Source organism: Streptomyces sp. Ag109_G2-15, from assembly GCF_900215565.1.
Classification (GTDB): domain Bacteria; phylum Actinomycetota; class Actinomycetes; order Streptomycetales; family Streptomycetaceae; genus Streptomyces; species Streptomyces diastatochromogenes.
The window spans coordinates 2,097,857-2,114,630 of record NZ_OCNI01000001.1 but is presented as its reverse complement, the minus strand read 5'-3'; the positions used below and the strand labels follow the sequence as shown (position 1 = coordinate 2,114,630).

Here is a 16,774-nt window from a genome sequence, read left to right as displayed (position 1 = left end):
GGTTCCGCACGTGCGTCGACCCCCTCCAGTATTTGTCATGCCGCTGATCAAATTCGGGTGGAGGGGTGGGGCATGTCTGTCCGTCGCAGGACTGTGCTGGGTGCAGGGCTCACCGTCGTACCGGCGCTGACGTCGGGAGTCGCATGGGCCGGGGGCGAGGGCGACGACCTGCGGGTGACGGACCCGGGGGCGTACGTCTCCTTCACGGGCGGCGCGTTCTCGCTGGTGGGCGCCCCCGTGGTCGTGAGCGCCGGGGATCACCCCGGAGTCGTACGGGTGGCAGGGGACCTCAGGGACGACATCGAGCGGGTGACGGGCGTACGGCCCGGCTCGGCCGTCGCCCGCTTCCCGGTGCTCGTCGGCACGATCGGCCGCAGTCCGCTGATCGACGGGTTGATCGACAGCGGCAAGCTGGACGTGACCGGGGTGCGGGGCCGCTGGGAGACCTCGCTGCAGACGGTCGTGGACCACCCGATGCCCGGGGTGGAGCGGGCCTTCGTCATCGCGGGCAGCGACCCGCGGGGCACGATCTTCGGGGCGTACGACGTCTCGTACGGCATCGGTGTCTCGCCCTGGTACTGGTGGGACGACGTACCGCCGGTGCACCGCGACGAGGTGTGGGTGCGCGCGGGCCGGTTCACCCAGGGCACCCCGGCGGTGAGGTACCGGGGCATCTTCATCAACGACGAGAACCCGGCGCTGGGGACGTGGGCGCCGGCGCACTTCGGGCCAGGGAAGGCGGCGGGATACCCGGGCGGCTTCAACGCGGACTTCTACGCACGGGTCTTCGAGGTCCTGCTGCGTCTGAAGGGGAACTACCTGTGGCCGGCGGTGTGGGGCCGGGCCTTCGCGGAGGACGATCCGGAGAACCACCGGCGCGCCTCCGAGTACGGCGTTGTCATGGGCACGTCTCATGAGGCGCCGATGATGAGGGGGATCGAGGAGTGGAACCGGCATGCGACGGCCGGTCGCGACCCCTACGGGGGCACGGGGGAGTGGTCGTACCGCCGTAACGCGCAGGCGATCCGCGCGTACTGGCGGGCCGGGATCCAGCGGATGGTGGACCAGGGCTTCGAGGGCGTGGTGACCCTCGGCATGCGGGGGAACGGCGACACCAGCCTCCCCGACGGCGACGGCATCGAGCTGATGCAGGAGATCATCGCGGCGCAGCGGCAGATCATCGAGGAGGTCACGGGGAAGCCGGCCGCCGCGACCCCGCAGGTGTGGACGCTGTACAAGGAGGTGCAGCGGTACTGGGACCGGGGGCTGAGAGCGCCGGACGACGTGACGGTGGTCCTGACGGACGACAACTGGGGGAACATCCGCAAACACCCGGCCGAGGCCCGGCCCGGCGGTTACGGCCTGTACTACCACTTCGACTACGTGGGCGTCGGCCGCAACTACAAGTGGGTCGACACGGCCAACCTGCGCAACGTCTGGGACCAGCTCCACCAGGCGCACGCGTACGGCAACCACGGGCTGTGGGTGGCGAACGTGGGGGACCTGAAGGGGAACGAGGCCCCCACGGAGTTCTTCCTGAACTACGCCTGGAACCCGTCGGGTTGGCCGCTGGAGCGCCTGAAGGAGTGGGAGCGGAGATACGCGCGCCAGAACTTCGGACCGGAACCGGGACAGGCGGCGGAGATCGCCTCGATCCTGGCGGCCTACGGGAGTCTGCAGGCCCGCCGCAAGCCGGAGCTGCTGAACCGCCGGATCACACTGGCCGACGGCAAGGTGGTGTACGACGACCAGCAGTCCCCGTACTACTTCGGGCACCGGGAACTGGAGCGGGTGACGCGGGAGTGGCAGGAGCTGGGCCGGCGGGCGGACCGCCTCGCGCGGCGGCTGCCGGCCCCGGTGCGGGACGCGTGGTTCGAACTCGTCGGCTACGAGGTGACGGCGACCGCGAACCTGTACGCCCTCCGCGAGGCGGAGTTCACGAACCTCCTCTACGCGAGGCAGGGCAGAGCCGCGACGAACGACCGCGCGGCCGAGGCCGAGGCCGCTCTCGCGAAGGACTTCGCACTCGCGGACCGCTTCAACTCCACGGTGGCGAACGGCAAATGGCGGGGCTTCCAGACGCAGCCGCACATCGACTACGGGGATGTGGACAGGTACGGCCCCAACGCGGGCTGGCAGCAGCCGGAGCAGGACAACGTGGCACTGCCGGACGTGCTCTTCCCGGCGGTGCGGCGCATCGAGGTGCCGGAGGCGGCGGAGCTGGGGGTGTCCGTCGACGGCTCGGAGGACGCGGGGGAGTGGTGGCCCGGGGATGGTGCGGTTCGTGAGGCATCGCTCGCTGAGTTCAGCCCGTACCAGACGCGCCCGCAGCAGTACGTGGAGATCTTCAACCGGGGCCGTACGCCCTTCGAGTACCGGGTGGAGTGCTCGGTGCCCTGGCTGCTGGTGGACCGTCCGCGGGGCCGGGTGGAACAGCAGGTCCGGCTGGAGGTCCGGGTGGACTGGTCGCGGGCACCGGCCGGCCGCTCGGAAGGGGCGCTGACGGTGAGCGGGGCGGGGACGTCGGTGCGGGTGGGATGCACGGCGGTGAACCCGCCCCGGCGGGGCCTGCGGGGGTTCGTGGAGGCGGGCGGGTATGTGGCGATCGACGCGGAGCACCCTGACCGGGCGGTGGGGGAGTGGCGCCGGATCGACGGGATCGGGCGTACGGGGGCGGGGATGACGCCGTGGCCGGTGACGGGGCCGCGTCGGACGCCTGGGGGCTCGTCGTCGCCTCGGCTGGAGTATGAGGTGAGTCTGCTGACGGGGCCCGGTGAGGTGACGGTGTGGGCGTATGTCTCCCCACGGAACCCGGCACTGCCGACGGGGGGCCTGCGCTACGCGGTGTCGTTCGACGAGGCCGCTCCCCAGGCGGTGGACATCAACGTGGGTGCTGACGACGGGCTGATGAACACGGCCTGGGCGCGGAACACGTCGGACAACGTCAACGCGACGGCCACGAAACACTCCGTGACGAAGATCGGCGTCCACCGGTTGAAGTTCTGGATGGTGGATCCCACGGTGGTGCTGCAGCGACTCGTGATCGACACGGGAGGGCTGCCGGCGTTGTACCTGGGTCCGCTGGAGAGTCGACGGCTGTAGCGGACGTTGTGGCGAAGGGTGGACGGTGGGCGGGCTGTTCGTTGGCCATGGGCCGAGGGGGCTGGCGTCCTCGCCCGCCGAGAAGCGGGCGGCGGGCAAGGCGATCGGGGACCACATCGAGTCGCAGACCCGTCAGGCCGGGGCCTGGGCGGACGAGGAGACCGCTGCGGCGGTCAAGGCGCTCGGTGCGCGGGACGGGGACGGCTGGCTGACCTCGGCGGCGCTGCGCAAGGCCCACGAGACCTGGGGCGACCAGGTGAAGAACCTGCTGGACCGGTTGGGCTCGGAGAAGGAGTCCCTGGCCGGTGCGAACACGGTGCTGACGGCCGCGGACCTGACGGTCGGGTCGCGGGTTCGGCAGCTGTCCCCGCTGGACCGGTACTGACGGGACGCGACCGGGGATGCCGACGTACCACGAGATCATGAGCACCGACCTCTGCGCGCTCACCTCCGCGGCGGAGCGCTGGGAGGGCATGGCGGGCGAGTTCGCCCAGCAGGAGAGGGCGTACCACCGAGACGTGTACGGCATCACGGTGGGGCCCGCCTGGACGGGCATGAGCGCGGAGGCAGCGCACGGACGCTTCGACGTCACGCTCAAGGAGTTCCAGTACGCGCAGACGGAGGCGAAGGCGATCGCCTCCCTGCTGCGGGACGCGCATGCCCAGTTCGTGGAGCTGAAGGGGCGGTTGGTGGCGGCGCGGGGGGAGGCGGTGGCGGCGGGGATGCGGGTCTCGGAGCGGGGCCTGGTCAGCGCGGACGCGGACGGGGAGCACGACGAGTCGGCCGTACGGTCCTGGCAGGACCGCATCGACAAGGCCGTACGTGACGTGACCGACGCGGACGCCGGCGTCCAGCTCGCCCTGACGGCGGCGGTCGTCGACTCGGACCCGCTGGTCGGGGGCCGGGGCTTCAACGGCAGGGCGATGGGGGACGTCGAGAAGTACGAGGCGCTGGAGGCGGAGGGGGCACTGGAGAAACTGACCGCCGGCCGGCCTCTCTCGCCTCGCGAACTGACGGAACTGCAACGGCTGCTCCGCGACAACTCCGACGACGAGGTGTTCTCCCGCACTCTGCTGGACGACCTGGGCGCGGGGGGCACGATCAGGTTGACGAACGAGCTGAACGACCTGATCCATGTGCGGGGCGGGGCGGCAGCCTACTCGACAATCGAGACGGGGCTGGCGGATGCGTTGGCGACGGCGACGCGGGATACGGACTCGTCCTGGTACCAGCACTGGCGCGCGGCGATGCGGCACGCCGGCGTCGAGCACTACGGCACGGACGCGCAGGGGGAGCGGCTGGACAAGGCGGTGGGGTATCAGTCGTTGGTGACGCTGATGGAGCGGGGGCACGGGTATGCGCCGGAGATGCTTGAGGATCTGACCGACGACATGATCGCGGCGGAGCGGAAAGAGCCTGGGATCTGGCGGTTGAAGGCGGAGTACGGCGGTCAGCGTGGCGGCTGGTTCGCCAATGATCCGGTGGACGGGATGCTCGGCATCATGAGCCACGATCCGAAGACGGCGGCGCACTATCTGGGCTCGGACGCGCACATGAAGTACCTCATGAAGGAACGGGACTGGAACGTCGTCCTCCACGAGCACGAGGGTGCCAAGGCCAGCACGTATGCGGCGGGCCTTGACGGAGACGATCGTGCGGGCTTCGGGGCGGCTCTGCAGGCGGCGGCGACGGGGATCGACCCGTCCGATGGGCACGGGCACTATGTCGCGCATACCAAGCAGAATGATGCGATCTTCAGGTCGGCGGTGGGGTACCTGGCCGACAGCGGCGACGAGTTCCCACCGTCCCTGCGACAGCCGATGGCCCACATCCTGGTCAACCATGGCGGCACTGTGCATGCCTCGATGAGCGAGGTCGATATCTCGAGGTCGCCGCTGAAGCAGGACCAACTTTTCGAGGTCGTGAAGCAGGTGTCGAAGGACAGGGACGCTTACGGAACGCTGAACGGCGGCCTGAATCAGGCGATGGTCTCAAGCATCCACGCCGACCACTCCAGGTCGACCGAGTCGTTGAGTCGCGCCGGTCGAACAGTTGGCTTCTTGGAAGAAGCCCGTATCCAGGCTGAGGGCGCCCCGAAGGCAGCAGAATTCGGGGCGAAACCTGTTTTCGACAAGGCGATCAGCTATATCCCTGTGGTGAGCGGTGACGTGCAGGAGGGCTTCGACTATGTCACGGGCAAGTGGTTGGAGGATGAGCAGAAGAGGCTGGATGACAAGCAGGCGGACGAGAACTTCCAGGCTTACTCCAGGAGGAATGGCCAACTGATGGCCCTTGCCGATGAATGGGAAAAGACGCATCGGGCGAGCATACTCCGAATTTTCGCCCGAAGGAGGAGATTAGCGACTTTGCGGAAGATGGAATTAACCATGCCCGTGGTGTGTCCGGAGAGCGGCCGACATGAGTCCAGTTTCTCGTAATACGCTCATGGGGGTGTTGGTGCTAGTGCAGTGCGCCTTCGTAGCCTCCTGTGAAAGATCTGTCGAGATTCCCAGAGTGATCTGTGGTACGCAGGTTGACCCGCAGCTCACCCGTCCGTTCCTAACGTCCACTGATGACCTGTACGAGTTCAGTCGCGTTGATCGGTCCGAGGCGGTAACCGCCCCATGTCTGCTTCTTTCGGAGAATGAAACTGTGCTTGGTTTCCGATTCTCGTGGGATGATGATCCGGCGGACCTCATGTATCTGGCCACGGGCACTGGCGCGGTCTCAGGTGTCAGCAGCCCGCGTCCTATCGATTACCGTTACAAGACAATCGTCGGCACCGACGGAGCAATCTCACAGGCCCCCTGCAAAACCAAAGGCGGCAACTACTTCACCCTCACCCTCCAGCTCCCCCAGATCAAACTAACGGACCAAACCCACCGCAAGGACATCGAGAAGTTCATGCGTGCCTACTTTCCGGCCACTATCAGAACTCTTGGGTGTGCGGGAAGCGGTACCCGTTGATGATGCGCGGTTATCGGTATGTGGGGCCTGCCGAGCTGCGGGTCGCTGTGCGGGTGGGGAGTGGCGCGTGTGCCATCGGGTCGGCCGGTGACTTCGATGTCTGGGTGGCGCAGCAAGCGGCGGCTGAGCTGGCGGAGCCCTTCACCTTCGTGATCGGCATGGATGGCTTGCTGCGCCTCGCCCCCCGACGGAGTGAGCACGTGGCCTGCGCCGCAGGCGAGCCGGTGCTGAGCGCCGGTGAGATCGGGTTCGGCAGGGACGCGGGGCGCTGGGTCGTCCGTGAGGTCAGTAATCAGTCGACCGGATACTGCCCGGACGGCTGCTCCTGGCCTGCCGTTGCCCGGGCCCTCGATCGCATCGGAATCGCGCACCAGGATGAGTTCACCCACGAAGTGGTGTTCCGGCGTTGCCCTGGCTGCCAGGAGCACAACATCGTGCGCGAGGGTGAGTTCGTCTGTGTCTTCTGCGGTGCTGCTCTGCCCCAGGCCTGGAATGTCGACCCCGTTGGTTCAGAAGACGGGTAGTGCCGTGAGCGAAGCCCCGTCCACGATGAACACGCGGTTGGCGTCCGCTGTCATCCAGTAGCGGGTGGGGTTCTTGATGATGCGGAAGGTCCAGGTCGTGTTGCGGGCGGGGGAGTCGACGTCGGTGGTGTAGTCCTCGGCGAGGTAGAGGGCGTTCACGCCGCCCTCCGTGGCGTTTACGGAGATGGACCAGAAGCTTTTGCCCTGGATGACCAGAGGGCTGGGCGGGTCGCAGGTGAAGAGGTTGTGGTAGACCCAGTCGGTCGTCTTTCCGGTGCCGATGTCCAGGCGTACCGGGGCGCCGGAGGCGGCGGCGTAGAGGTACTTTCCGTGGATCACGGACGGGCCCCAGCCGATTTTCCGGCCGTCCAGGGGGGCCGGGCCGCGCCACTGCTCCTTGCCGGTCGCCGCGTTGCGGGCCGTGAGGCGTTCGCCGCTGAGGAAGACGTACCGGCCCGCCGCGCTGACCTTGACTCTGCCGTCGGCCTGGGCGGACAGGGACCAGGCCGTACGGCCGTCGTTCGTGTGCACGGCGAGGACGTCACCGTCCTCGGTGGTGACGAGCAGGACGCCCTGGGCCACCAGGCCGCGCGTTCCGGTCGGTGTGCCGAGGGCGGGGCCTTTCGCCCTGGTCCAGCGGACTCTGCCGTCGGATCGGCCGATGGCGCGCAGCCGGCCGTCGTCGGTCACCACGTACACCGCCTCGTCGTCCGCGGCGAGGACGGAGGCGGCGTCGGCGCGGGCCGTCCACTTCGGTTCACCGGTCGACGCCACGAAGGTCAGCAGGGTGCCGTCGTCGGCCACGGCCGCGATCAGGCGGTCGGAGAGGGAGACGTAGTGGCTGGTGGCCACGGCTTCGGGGGCCGACCAACGGGGCTTGCCGTCGACCACGTTCAGGGCCGAGACGCCTCCCTTCGGGTTGCCGACGATCAGGACGTCGCGTACCGGGAGGGGTGCCGGGGTCTCGGTGCTGAGGGCTGAAGCGCGGTGCCAGATCGGGTCCGGGGTCTGGCCCACCACGTAGTCGCCTTTGGACGCCGAGAGAGGGCGCGCCTGAGGGGTTGGTGCTGCCGGCGGGATGTCGAAGGGGGCGTTGCGGTTGCGGCGCCAGAGCCACCACGTCGTGCCGCCCGCGCCGGCCACCGCGACCGGGGCGCCGATTGTGAGGGCCTTCAGCAGGCGGCGGCGGGGGAGGCCGCCCGGTGCGCTGGTGCCGGGCAGCGTGGTCAGCTCGTGCAGGGCGCGTTCGCGTCGTTGGATGTCCTCGGCGATGGGGCCCTGGCGCCATACGCGGTCCGTGCCGCGCGGCGGGGCGAACGCCTGCGCGATCGCGGTCGGAGTGGGGCGGTGCGCGGGATCCTTGGTCAGGCAGGGGGCGATCAAGGTCTGGAGGACGGGCGGGACGCCGTCCATGCGGGGCGTGCCGTGGACGACCTCGTACTGCACGGCGGCGACGTGCGAACCGTCGTAGGGGCGCCGGCCGCTCGCCGCGTACACCAGCAGGGCGCCCAGAGAGAAGACGTCGGCGGGTGGGCCGACTCGGTGGCCGAGGGCCTGTTCCGGCGCGCCGAACCCCGGAGTGACCGGCACCTGCCCGGTGGTGGTGAGGGTGAGCCCGTGTTCGGGACGGGCGATGCCGAAGTCGATGATGCGTGGGCCCGTCGAGGTGAGCACCACGTTCGCCGGCTTCAGGTCGCGGTGCACCAGGCCCGCCGCGTGGATGTCCCGCAGCGCCCGCGCCAGGGCGGTTGCGAGGGCCCGCACGGCGTTGTCGTCCAGGGGGCCGCGCGCGGTGACGGCTTCCTCCAGGGTCGGGCCGGTGAGGAACTCGGTCGCGATCCAGGGGCGGCCGCCCTCGGTCTCGGTGTCCAGGACGCGGGCCACGCCCGGGCCGGTGACCGCCTGCGCCATCCGGGCCTCGCGGACGAAGCGCTGGACCAGGTGGGGGTCGTCCGCCAGGTGGCGGTGCAGCACCTTCACGGCGGCCATGCGTCCGGCGCGGTCCTGGCCGAAGTAGACCCTGCCCATGCCGCCCTCGCCGAGCACGCCGAGGAGTCGGTAGGGCCCGAGCCGGATCGGGTCCCCGGTGTCCAGTGGCTTCATGTCCGGTACTGCTTTCCGTGGGTCTCGGGGGGGCTCAGAGAAGGGGGTAGCCCGCCGCGTACTGCTCGCCCACGGCGATCAGGCGGCGGGAGGGCTCGTGGGCGAAGTAGCGCGCCGACGCGGACGCTCTGACCAGGTGGGTCGTGGCGCCGTCGGCCAGGTCCACGGCCGCCAGCCGCGACGACGCCGTGCGGTACACGTAGGCGATGCCCACGACCGGAGGAGCCGCGAGGTCGGCAGTGGTGGCACCGCCCGTCTTCTCGGCCCAGCGCGGCTCGCCGCTGCGGGCGTCGACGGCGAGGACTCCGTGGCCCGCCTGCACCGCGTACACCACCCCGTCCCTCACGGCCGGAGGGCTGTACTCGGCTCCGGCGCCGCCCTTGTCGTACTGCCAGGCGACCTTGCCGTCGTCCAGGCCGAGGGCCAGCAGCCGGCCCGCCGACGGATACACGTGCAGGTCGTCGACGGCCAGGTGGGCCCGGCTGAAGGCGGGCTGCCGGCTGTCGAGCGGGCGGCTCCACAGCAGCCGGCCGGTGCGGGTGCTGCGCACGACCAGCTCCGTCGCGCCGTCGGCCGACTGCTGGACGAGGACGAGGCGCTCGCCGGACACCTGGGCCGACAGGAAGTGCAGCCGCTCGGAGCCGTCGGGCCGTGCGGGGAGCGGGACGTCCCACAGTGTGCGCCGGGCGCGGATGTCGAGGGCGAGCAGATGCCAGGCCTGGTCCTTGCGGAAGGCGGTGTTCGCCTCGCGCCACTGGGGGCCCTTGCCGCCGACCGCGTAGACGACGGTGTCCGTGGCGCACAGCAGATGGGTGCCGTAGAGGTCGCCGTTGAGGTCCTCCCGTTCGAGGAGCGGGTCTCCGACCTTTCCGTCGGCCAGGCCGACCGGGCAGACCGTCAGCGGAGCGGCCGCGTCCGCGGCGTAGTCGAGCGTGTGGATCCGCTTGCCGTCGGTGGCCGTACGACGCCCGAACCAGGGTCCGGAGTCGGGCCACAGCGTCTTGCCGTTCCTCGGGTCCAGGCCCTTGACGTCGTACGCGCCGACGGCCACCAGCCCGTCGAGCAGCAGCGGGGTCGGCGGAAGCAGCGGGGGGTCGCCGTAGTCCGCGACCACCTGCCAGCGCAGGTCCCACGCGGGCTTCGCGGAGCGGGTCGGCCCGGGCCGCGCCGAAGTGCCGCCGTCGTCGTGGCCGAGCCAGGCCCAGGCGCCCGCTCCGGCCGCGGCGACGCCGAGGGCCGTGCCTGCGCCGATGCTCAGCAGCCTGCGGCGGGACGGCCGCGCCGGGGTGCTGTCGGGCACGGTCCCGGGAAGGCCCCGGCCGGGCGGGGGCGGGAGTCGGCGTGGCTCGACCCGCCAGACCGCGGTGGCGCGCCGGGCGATGTCGGTGAGGACGGGCTCCGGCAGGCAGCGCGCGAAGTCGCCCTCGCCGTCGTCGAGTTGCGACCGCAGCCAGGCGGTCGTGGGACGCTGCCGCGGGTCCTTGTCGAAGCACGGCCGCAGGACCTGGACGAGGCCGGCCGGGACCCCGGTCAGGTCCGGCTCCGCGTACCGCACCCGGTACAGCAGATCCGCGGCCTGCCCCGCGCCGAAGGGGCCCCTGCCCGTCGAGGCGAAGACCAGCACCCCCGCCAGCGCGAACACGTCCCCGGCCGACGTGTGCTCTCCGCCCGTCGCCTGCTCGGGCGACATGAAGGCGGGCGTGCCCGCGGCGGCTCCGGCGCGGGTCAGGCGGTCGTCCCCGATCGCCCGGGCGATACCGAAGTCGATGACCTTGGGGCCGTCGGCCGTCAGCATGATGTTGGACGGCTTCAGATCGCGGTGGACGACTTCCGACTCGTGCAGTCGGCCCAGCGCCTCGCACAGGCGGGAGCCGAGGGCGCGTACCGCTCGTTCCGGCAGCGGTCCGCCCAGCCGGACGGCGTCGTCGAGGGGCGGCCCGATGACGTACTCGGTGGCCAGCCAGGGCGTCTCGTGGACCGCGTCGGCGTCGAATACCCGCGCGCCGTGGTGACCGCCGATGACCCGGGCGGCGTCGGTCTCCAACCGGAAGCGGGTGTGCAGGACCGGGTCGGCGGCCGTACGGGCGTGCATGGTCTTGACGGCGGCGACGCGGCCGGTGTCCGAGCGGCCGAGGTAGACGGTGCCCATGCCGCCGCTGCCGAGACGGGCGACGAGGTGGTAGGCGCCGAGCTGCTCGGGGTCGTCGTGCGCGAGGGGGGAGAACATCAGGGGAGCCGCACCTCCGCCACGGGCTCGGGCAGTTGTGCCGCGAGGACGTCAGCCGACTGGCGGGCGAGGGCGGCGACGACCGGCGCCGGCAGCGGGAAGAGCGGCCCGCCGTCGAGGACCGTGGGCACCGGTGAGGTCGCGGGCGGCAGCAGCGCGGCCGAGAGGTCGGCCGCCGAGGGCCGTCGGGCCGCGTCCCGGGACAGACAGGCCGTGATGGGGGCGCGCAGTGTCTCCGGGAGTTCGTCCCGCTCGGGGACGGTGTGCCCGGTGCTCGCGTACGACAGCACGGCACCGAGGGCGTGGACATCGCCCAGCGGGCGCGGCCGGCCGCCCTGTGCCTGCTCCGGGGGCAGGCACCCCGGGTCCAGCCCCGGCGCTCCATGGCGCTGCGCACCGTCCGGGCCCACGGCTCGCACCGCCCCGAAGCAGGCCAGCTGCGGCCCGTCGGTGCCGAGCAGTACGGCGGCCGGTGACAGACCGGCGTGGGTCACGTCCTGAGCGTGGGCCACGGCCAGCGCCGAAGCCAGGGCCGCCCCCAGCGCTCGTACGACCGCCTCCGGCAGGGGACCGCCGTGGGCGGCGAGTGCGGCGGGCAGCGGGAGCACGGGGACGTACGGGATCGCGTACCAGGGAGGCGTCGTGGACCCGTCGACCTCCGTCACGGGCGCGAAGCCGGGGAGCGACAGCCGGCGGGCGCTCTCCGCCTCGGCCGCCCAGTGGGCGGGATCCGCGCCGGGCTGCGGGACGCAGGCGATGACCGTGCGCCGGCCGTCGGCGCTGCGGGCTAGGTAGCGGCGGTCGGGCGTCCGCTGCTGCTCGCTTCGGGAGTCGACCCCCGCCAGGACCACGTAGGGCCCGATCCGCGTCGGGTCGTCATGACGCAGGTGCTCCATGCGCGCCAGTCCCCCTGAATGTCGGCACAGGGGTTCGATCTTAGTGGGGGCCATGCCAAGCCCCGTCGGCGCGCCGGGTTTCTGCACCGAACCCGCACGCCGGTTTGACCTGCGTCACTCCCGGGGTATTGTCTCCGGCTCGATTGGCCAGGCCCCCGCCGCATATGGCAGACTGTCCGAGTTGCTCGGTCGAGTGTTGATGCTGCGCGCCTCCCGCCGGGAGGACCGAAAGCGAGTCCCACAGTACTCGTCGCCCTAACTGCCTGCGGGCAGCGCTGGGGCGGACGTACGGGAATCTTTCGGGAAGTGTCAGTGCAGCACCGGCCAGGCGCCCGGTGGGCCTTCCGCCCCTGGCTTGCGGTTCCGGAAGGGCCGTGTGCATTCCCCGCAGGGATGTTCGAACAAGGGGCATCTGTGTCAGCGGGAGCGCGACACGCCCGACCGCGTGGGTCGGAGGACGGGAAGACGGAACACCGGGTTCCAGAGCGTTAGAGAGACAGGACTACGGAGTAGCCATGGCGGGACAGAAGATCCGCATCCGGCTCAAGGCCTACGACCACGAGGTCATCGACTCCTCGGCGAAGAAGATCGTCGAGACGGTGACCCGCACTGGTGCGTCGGTCGCGGGCCCGGTGCCGCTGCCCACTGAGAAGAACGTGTACTGCGTCATCAAGTCGCCGCACAAGTACAAGGACTCGCGCGAGCACTTCGAGATGCGCACGCACAAGCGCCTGATCGACATTCTCGACCCCACCCCCAAGACCGTTGACTCTCTGATGCGACTCGACCTCCCGGCCGGTGTCGACATCGAGATCAAGCTCTGAGGGTCGGTGAGCTGAGAATGGCTAAGCAGATCAAGGGCATCCTGGGCGAGAAGCTCGGCATGACGCAGGTGTGGGACGAGAACAACCGCGTTGTTCCGGTCACCGTCGTCAAGGCCGGCCCCAACGTCGTCACCCAGGTCCGTACGAACGATGTCGACGGCTACGAGTCCGTCCAGATCGCTTTCGGCGAGATCGACCCGCGCAAGGTGAACAAGCCCCTCAAGGGCCACTTCGCCAAGGCCGACGTCACCCCGCGTCGTCACCTCGTCGAGATCCGCACCGCGGACGCCTCCGAGTACACGCTCGGCCAGGAGATCACCGCTGAGGTGTTCGAGGCCGGTATCAAGGTCGACGTCACCGGCAAGAGCAAGGGCAAGGGCTTCGCCGGTGTCATGAAGCGTCACAACTTCAAGGGCCTCGGCGCCGGACACGGCACCCAGCGCAAGCACCGCTCGCCCGGTTCCATCGGTGGCTGCGCCACCCCGGGCCGCGTGTTCAAGGGCCTCCGCATGGCGGGTCGCATGGGCAACGAGCGGGTCACCACCCAGAACCTGACCGTCCACGCCGTTGACGCGGAGAAGGGTCTGCTGCTCATCAAGGGCGCGGTTCCCGGTCCGAACGGCGGCCTCGTCCTGGTCCGCACCGCGGCCAAGGGGGCCTGAGGTAACCGATGAGCACTGTTGACATCCTTTCGCCGGCGGGCGAGAAGGCCGGTTCCGTCGAGCTCCCCGCGGAGATCTTCGACGTGGAGAAGATCAGCATTCCGCTGATCCACCAGGTCGTCGTCGCGCAGCTGGCCGCTGCCCGTCAGGGCACGCACAAGACCAAGACCCGTGGCGAAGTCCGTGGTGGTGGCAAGAAGCCGTACCGCCAGAAGGGCACCGGCCGCGCCCGTCAGGGCTCGACCCGCGCGCCGCAGTTCGCCGGTGGTGGCGTCGTGCACGGTCCCGTGCCGCGTGACTACTCGCAGCGCACCCCGAAGAAGATGAAGGCCGCGGCCCTGCGCCACGCCCTCACCGACCGGGCGCGTCACAACCGCATCCACGTCGTCTCCGGCGTGGTCGAGGGTGCGAACCCGTCCACCAAGGCCGCGAAGAGCCTGTTCGGCAAGATCTCGGAGCGCAAGAACCTGCTCCTGATCGTCGAGCGCGCCGACGAGGCCGCGTGGCTGTCCGCCCGCAACCTGCCCCAGGTCCACATCCTGGAGCCGGGCCAGCTGAACACGTACGACGTTCTCGTCTCGGACGACGTGGTCTTCACCCAGGCCGCTTTCGAGTCCTTCGTGTCTGGCCCCAAGGCCGCTGACACCGAAGGGAGCGAGGCCTGATGGCTACGCGTCACCCGAGCATTGCCTCCAAGGCTGCGAAGGCCGCCAAGGCCGCGCGCGTCGCCAAGGCGCGTCGCCACGCCGCCGAGGGCAAGAACACCGTCGAGACCCCGCTGAGCAAGTCCTTCACGGACCCCCGTGACGTGCTGCTCAAGCCGGTCGTCTCGGAGAAGAGCTACGCGCTCCTCGACGAGAACAAGTACACGTTCGTCGTCGCCCCGGGCGCTAACAAGACCCAGATCAAGCAGGCCGTCCAGGCGGTCTTCGACGTCAAGGTCACCGGGGTCAACACGATCAACCGTCAGGGCAAGCGCAAGCGCACGAAGACCGGCTTCGGTCAGCGTGCGGGCAGCAAGCGCGCGATCGTGACCCTCGCCGAGGGCGACCGTATCGACATCTTCGGCGGTCCGACCGCCTAAGGGCGGTCCGGATCGTCCGATATCGGACGAGGACTGAGAAATGGGAATCCGCAAGTACAAGCCGACTACGCCGGGCCGTCGTGGCGCCAGCGTCGCCGACTTCGTCGAGGTCACGCGGTCCACGCCGGAGAAGTCGCTGGTCCGCCCCCTGCACAGCAAGGGCGGCCGTAACAACGCCGGTCGTGTGACCGTTCGCCACCAGGGTGGCGGACACAAGCGCGCCTACCGAGTGATCGACTTCCGTCGTCACGACAAGGACGGCGTGCCGGCGAAGGTCGCGCACATCGAGTACGACCCCAACCGCACCGCGCGCATCGCGCTGCTGCACTACGCCGACGGCGAGAAGCGCTACATCCTCGCCCCGCGCAACCTGCAGCAGGGTGACCGCATCGAGAACGGTCCCGGGGCCGACATCAAGCCGGGCAACAACCTGGCCCTCCGCAACATCCCGGTCGGTACCACGATCCACGCGATCGAGCTCCGTCCCGGTGGCGGTGCCAAGTTCGCCCGCTCCGCCGGTGCCTCCGTGCAGCTGCTCGCGAAGGAGGGCACCTACGCCCACCTGCGCATGCCGTCCGGCGAGGTCCGCCTGGTCGACGTCCGCTGCCGCGCCACCATCGGTGAGGTCGGCAACGCCGAGCAGAGCAACATCAACTGGGGTAAGGCCGGCCGTAAGCGGTGGCTGGGCGTTCGCCCGACCGTCCGTGGTGTCGTGATGAACCCGGTTGACCACCCGCACGGTGGTGGTGAGGGCCGGACCTCCGGTGGTCGCCACCCTGTGTCCCCGTGGGGCAAGAAGGAAGGCCGTACTCGTTCGCCCAAGAAGGCGTCGAACAAGTACATCGTCCGCCGCCGCAAGACGAACAAGAAGCGCTAAGGACGGGTTGAGATGCCTCGTAGCCTGAAGAAGGGGCCCTTCGTCGACGACCACCTCATCAAGAAGGTGGACGCCCAGAACGAAGCCGGCACCAAGAACGTCATCAAGACCTGGTCCCGCCGCTCGATGATCGTCCCGGCCATGCTCGGCCACACGCTGGCGGTGCACAACGGCAAGACCCACATCCCGGTGTTCGTCACCGAGTCGATGGTCGGCCACAAGCTCGGCGAGTTCTCGCCGACCCGCACCTTCCGGGGCCACGTCAAGGAAGACCGGAAGTCGAAGCGCCGCTAGTAGCGGATCGCATTCAGACACGTAAGTAACTCTGAAGGGACAACCATGGAAGCCAGGGCCCAGGCGCGGTACATCCGCGTCACGCCCATGAAGGCCCGCCGTGTGGTGGACCTCATCCGTGGCATGGACGCCACGGAGGCCCAGGCTGTTCTGCGATTCGCTCCGCAGGCAGCCTCCGTGCCGGTCGGCAAGGTGCTCGACAGCGCCATCGCCAACGCCGCGCACAACTACGACCACACGGACGCCTCCTCGCTGTTCATCAGCGAGGCGTACGTCGACGAGGGCCCGACCCTGAAGCGGTTCCGTCCGCGTGCCCAGGGCCGTGCCTACCGGATCCGCAAGCGGACCAGCCACATCACCGTGGTCGTCAGCAGCAAGGAAGGAACCCGGTAATGGGCCAGAAGGTAAACCCGCACGGGTTCCGGCTCGGTGTCACGACCGACTTCAAGTCGCGTTGGTACGCCGACAAGCTGTACAAGGACTACGTCAAGGAAGACGTCGCCATCCGTCGGATGATGACGTCCGGCATGGAGCGCGCCGGTATCTCGAAGGTTGAGATCGAGCGCACCCGTGACCGCGTGCGGGTGGACATCCACACCGCTCGTCCGGGCATCGTCATCGGCCGCCGTGGCGCCGAGGCCGACCGCATCCGCGGCGACCTCGAGAAGCTCACGGGCAAGCAGGTCCAGCTGAACATCCTCGAGGTCAAGAACCCCGAGACGGACGCTCAGCTGGTTGCTCAGGCCGTTGCCGAGCAGCTCTCCTCCCGCGTCTCCTTCCGCCGCGCCATGCGTAAGAGCATGCAGTCGGCGATGAAGGCCGGCGCCAAGGGCATCAAGATCCAGTGCGGTGGCCGCCTCGGCGGCGCCGAGATGTCCCGCTCGGAGTTCTACCGCGAGGGCCGCGTGCCCCTGCACACGCTCCGTGCGAACGTGGACTACGGCTTCTTCGAGGCCAAGACGACCTTCGGCCGTATCGGTGTGAAGGTCTGGATCTACAAGGGCGACGTCAAGAACATCGCCGAGGTCCGCGCCGAGAACGCTGCGGCCCGTGCGGGTAACCGCCCGGCCCGTGGTGGTGCCGACCGCCCGGCCCGTGGTGGCCGTGGTGGCGAGCGGCGCGGTCGCAAGCCGCAGCAGGCTGCCGGCGCCGAGGCCCCCAAGGCCGAGGCTCCCGCGTCCGCTCCGGCTGAGAGCACCGGAACGGAGGCCTGA

The 16,774-nt window shown here is 69.8% G+C and carries 16 protein-coding genes; 13 read left to right on the top strand and 3 right to left on the bottom strand.

Going from position 1 to position 16,774, the window contains the following annotated elements; genetic code table 11:
- Positions 1-72 precede the first annotated feature (72 nt).
- From CRP49_RS09135 to CRP49_RS09120, 5 genes are all read left to right on the top strand, one after another.
- Positions 73-3,102 (top strand): glycosyl hydrolase 115 family protein, encoded by a 3,030-nt coding sequence (locus CRP49_RS09135; RefSeq protein WP_097252933.1) that lies wholly within the window; start codon positions 73-75, stop codon positions 3,100-3,102.
- A 25-nt stretch (positions 3,103-3,127) separates the two neighbouring features.
- The gene (locus CRP49_RS09130) at positions 3,128-3,487 is read left to right on the top strand and encodes a hypothetical protein (protein WP_097252932.1); all 360 of its coding nucleotides are present in this window, start codon (positions 3,128-3,130) and stop codon (positions 3,485-3,487) included.
- 37 nt (positions 3,488-3,524) lie between these two features.
- Positions 3,525-5,540 carry a hypothetical protein gene (locus CRP49_RS09125; protein WP_257033343.1) on the top strand — a complete coding sequence of 672 codons (2,016 nt, stop codon included), beginning with the start codon at positions 3,525-3,527 and terminating at the stop codon, positions 5,538-5,540.
- 76 nt (positions 5,541-5,616) lie between these two features.
- Positions 5,617-6,069, top strand: coding sequence for a hypothetical protein (locus CRP49_RS46430; RefSeq protein ID WP_143669973.1), 453 nt, complete (start codon positions 5,617-5,619; stop codon positions 6,067-6,069).
- Positions 6,069-6,593 carry a hypothetical protein gene (locus CRP49_RS09120; RefSeq protein ID WP_097252931.1) on the top strand — a complete coding sequence of 175 codons (525 nt, stop codon included), beginning with the start codon at positions 6,069-6,071 and terminating at the stop codon, positions 6,591-6,593. Before CRP49_RS46430 ends, CRP49_RS09120 begins: the two co-directional genes overlap by 1 nt.
- Here the strand turns inward: CRP49_RS09120 and CRP49_RS09115 are convergent.
- From CRP49_RS09115 to CRP49_RS09105, 3 genes are read right to left on the bottom strand one after another with little or no spacing between them, the layout of a single operon-like run.
- The gene (locus CRP49_RS09115) at positions 6,579-8,696 is read right to left on the bottom strand and encodes a serine/threonine-protein kinase (protein ID WP_097252930.1); all 2,118 of its coding nucleotides are present in this window, start codon (positions 8,694-8,696) and stop codon (positions 6,579-6,581) included. The genes CRP49_RS09120 and CRP49_RS09115 overlap by 15 nt on opposite strands.
- Before the next feature lie 34 nt (positions 8,697-8,730).
- Positions 8,731-10,923, bottom strand: a complete 2,193-nt coding sequence (locus CRP49_RS09110) for a protein kinase (RefSeq protein WP_097252929.1) — start codon at positions 10,921-10,923, stop codon at positions 8,731-8,733.
- Positions 10,923-11,819: a serine/threonine protein kinase gene (locus CRP49_RS09105; RefSeq protein ID WP_097252928.1), complete on the bottom strand. Its 897-nt coding sequence runs from the start codon at positions 11,817-11,819 to the stop codon at positions 10,923-10,925. Before CRP49_RS09105 ends, CRP49_RS09110 begins: the two co-directional genes overlap by 1 nt.
- Before the next feature lie 515 nt (positions 11,820-12,334).
- Between CRP49_RS09105 and rpsJ the strand changes: the two genes are divergently transcribed.
- The 8 genes from rpsJ to rpsC are packed head-to-tail and all read left to right on the top strand — an operon-like array spanning position 12,335 to position 16,774.
- On the top strand, positions 12,335-12,643 hold the full coding sequence (rpsJ, locus tag CRP49_RS09100) for a 30S ribosomal protein S10 (protein WP_003948644.1): 309 nt from the start codon (positions 12,335-12,337) through the stop codon (positions 12,641-12,643).
- 17 nt (positions 12,644-12,660) lie between these two features.
- Complete coding sequence (gene rplC, locus CRP49_RS09095; protein WP_020135811.1) at positions 12,661-13,305, top strand: 50S ribosomal protein L3; 645 nt, start codon at positions 12,661-12,663, stop codon at positions 13,303-13,305.
- Positions 13,306-13,313: 8 nt separating this feature from the next.
- Positions 13,314-13,970 (top strand): 50S ribosomal protein L4, encoded by a 657-nt coding sequence (gene rplD, locus CRP49_RS09090; protein WP_094215515.1) that lies wholly within the window; start codon positions 13,314-13,316, stop codon positions 13,968-13,970.
- Positions 13,970-14,389 (top strand): 50S ribosomal protein L23, encoded by a 420-nt coding sequence (rplW, locus tag CRP49_RS09085; RefSeq protein WP_097252927.1) that lies wholly within the window; start codon positions 13,970-13,972, stop codon positions 14,387-14,389. The genes rplD and rplW overlap by 1 nt, the downstream gene beginning before the upstream one ends.
- Positions 14,390-14,429: 40 nt before the next feature.
- Complete coding sequence (gene rplB / locus CRP49_RS09080; RefSeq protein ID WP_094215513.1) at positions 14,430-15,266, top strand: 50S ribosomal protein L2; 837 nt, start codon at positions 14,430-14,432, stop codon at positions 15,264-15,266.
- Between the two features lie 12 nt (positions 15,267-15,278).
- Complete coding sequence (gene rpsS / locus CRP49_RS09075; RefSeq protein ID WP_023547380.1) at positions 15,279-15,560, top strand: 30S ribosomal protein S19; 282 nt, start codon at positions 15,279-15,281, stop codon at positions 15,558-15,560.
- 45 nt (positions 15,561-15,605) lie between these two features.
- Complete coding sequence (gene rplV, locus CRP49_RS09070; RefSeq protein ID WP_009327087.1) at positions 15,606-15,953, top strand: 50S ribosomal protein L22; 348 nt, start codon at positions 15,606-15,608, stop codon at positions 15,951-15,953.
- Entirely contained in the window at positions 15,953-16,774 is an 822-nt protein-coding gene (gene rpsC, locus CRP49_RS09065) for a 30S ribosomal protein S3 (protein ID WP_003998826.1), read from the top strand. Before rplV ends, rpsC begins: the two co-directional genes overlap by 1 nt.

Coding starts and splice junctions, on each gene's coding strand:
- CRP49_RS09135 (WP_097252933.1), top strand. CDS start 73: ATGTCTGTCCGTCGCAGGACTGTGCTGGGTGCAGGGCTCACCGTCGTA.
- CRP49_RS09125 (WP_257033343.1), top strand. CDS start 3,525: ATGAGCACCGACCTCTGCGCGCTCACCTCCGCGGCGGAGCGCTGGGAG.
- CRP49_RS09120 (WP_097252931.1), top strand. CDS start 6,069: ATGATGCGCGGTTATCGGTATGTGGGGCCTGCCGAGCTGCGGGTCGCT.
- CRP49_RS09115 (WP_097252930.1), bottom strand. CDS start 8,696: ATGAAGCCACTGGACACCGGGGACCCGATCCGGCTCGGGCCCTACCGA.
- CRP49_RS09110 (WP_097252929.1), bottom strand. CDS start 10,923: ATGTTCTCCCCCCTCGCGCACGACGACCCCGAGCAGCTCGGCGCCTAC.
- CRP49_RS09105 (WP_097252928.1), bottom strand. CDS start 11,819: ATGGAGCACCTGCGTCATGACGACCCGACGCGGATCGGGCCCTACGTG.
- rpsJ (WP_003948644.1), top strand. CDS start 12,335: ATGGCGGGACAGAAGATCCGCATCCGGCTCAAGGCCTACGACCACGAG.
- rplC (WP_020135811.1), top strand. CDS start 12,661: ATGGCTAAGCAGATCAAGGGCATCCTGGGCGAGAAGCTCGGCATGACG.
- rplD (WP_094215515.1), top strand. CDS start 13,314: ATGAGCACTGTTGACATCCTTTCGCCGGCGGGCGAGAAGGCCGGTTCC.
- rplW (WP_097252927.1), top strand. CDS start 13,970: ATGGCTACGCGTCACCCGAGCATTGCCTCCAAGGCTGCGAAGGCCGCC.
- rplB (WP_094215513.1), top strand. CDS start 14,430: ATGGGAATCCGCAAGTACAAGCCGACTACGCCGGGCCGTCGTGGCGCC.
- rpsS (WP_023547380.1), top strand. CDS start 15,279: ATGCCTCGTAGCCTGAAGAAGGGGCCCTTCGTCGACGACCACCTCATC.
- rplV (WP_009327087.1), top strand. CDS start 15,606: ATGGAAGCCAGGGCCCAGGCGCGGTACATCCGCGTCACGCCCATGAAG.
- rpsC (WP_003998826.1), top strand. CDS start 15,953: ATGGGCCAGAAGGTAAACCCGCACGGGTTCCGGCTCGGTGTCACGACC.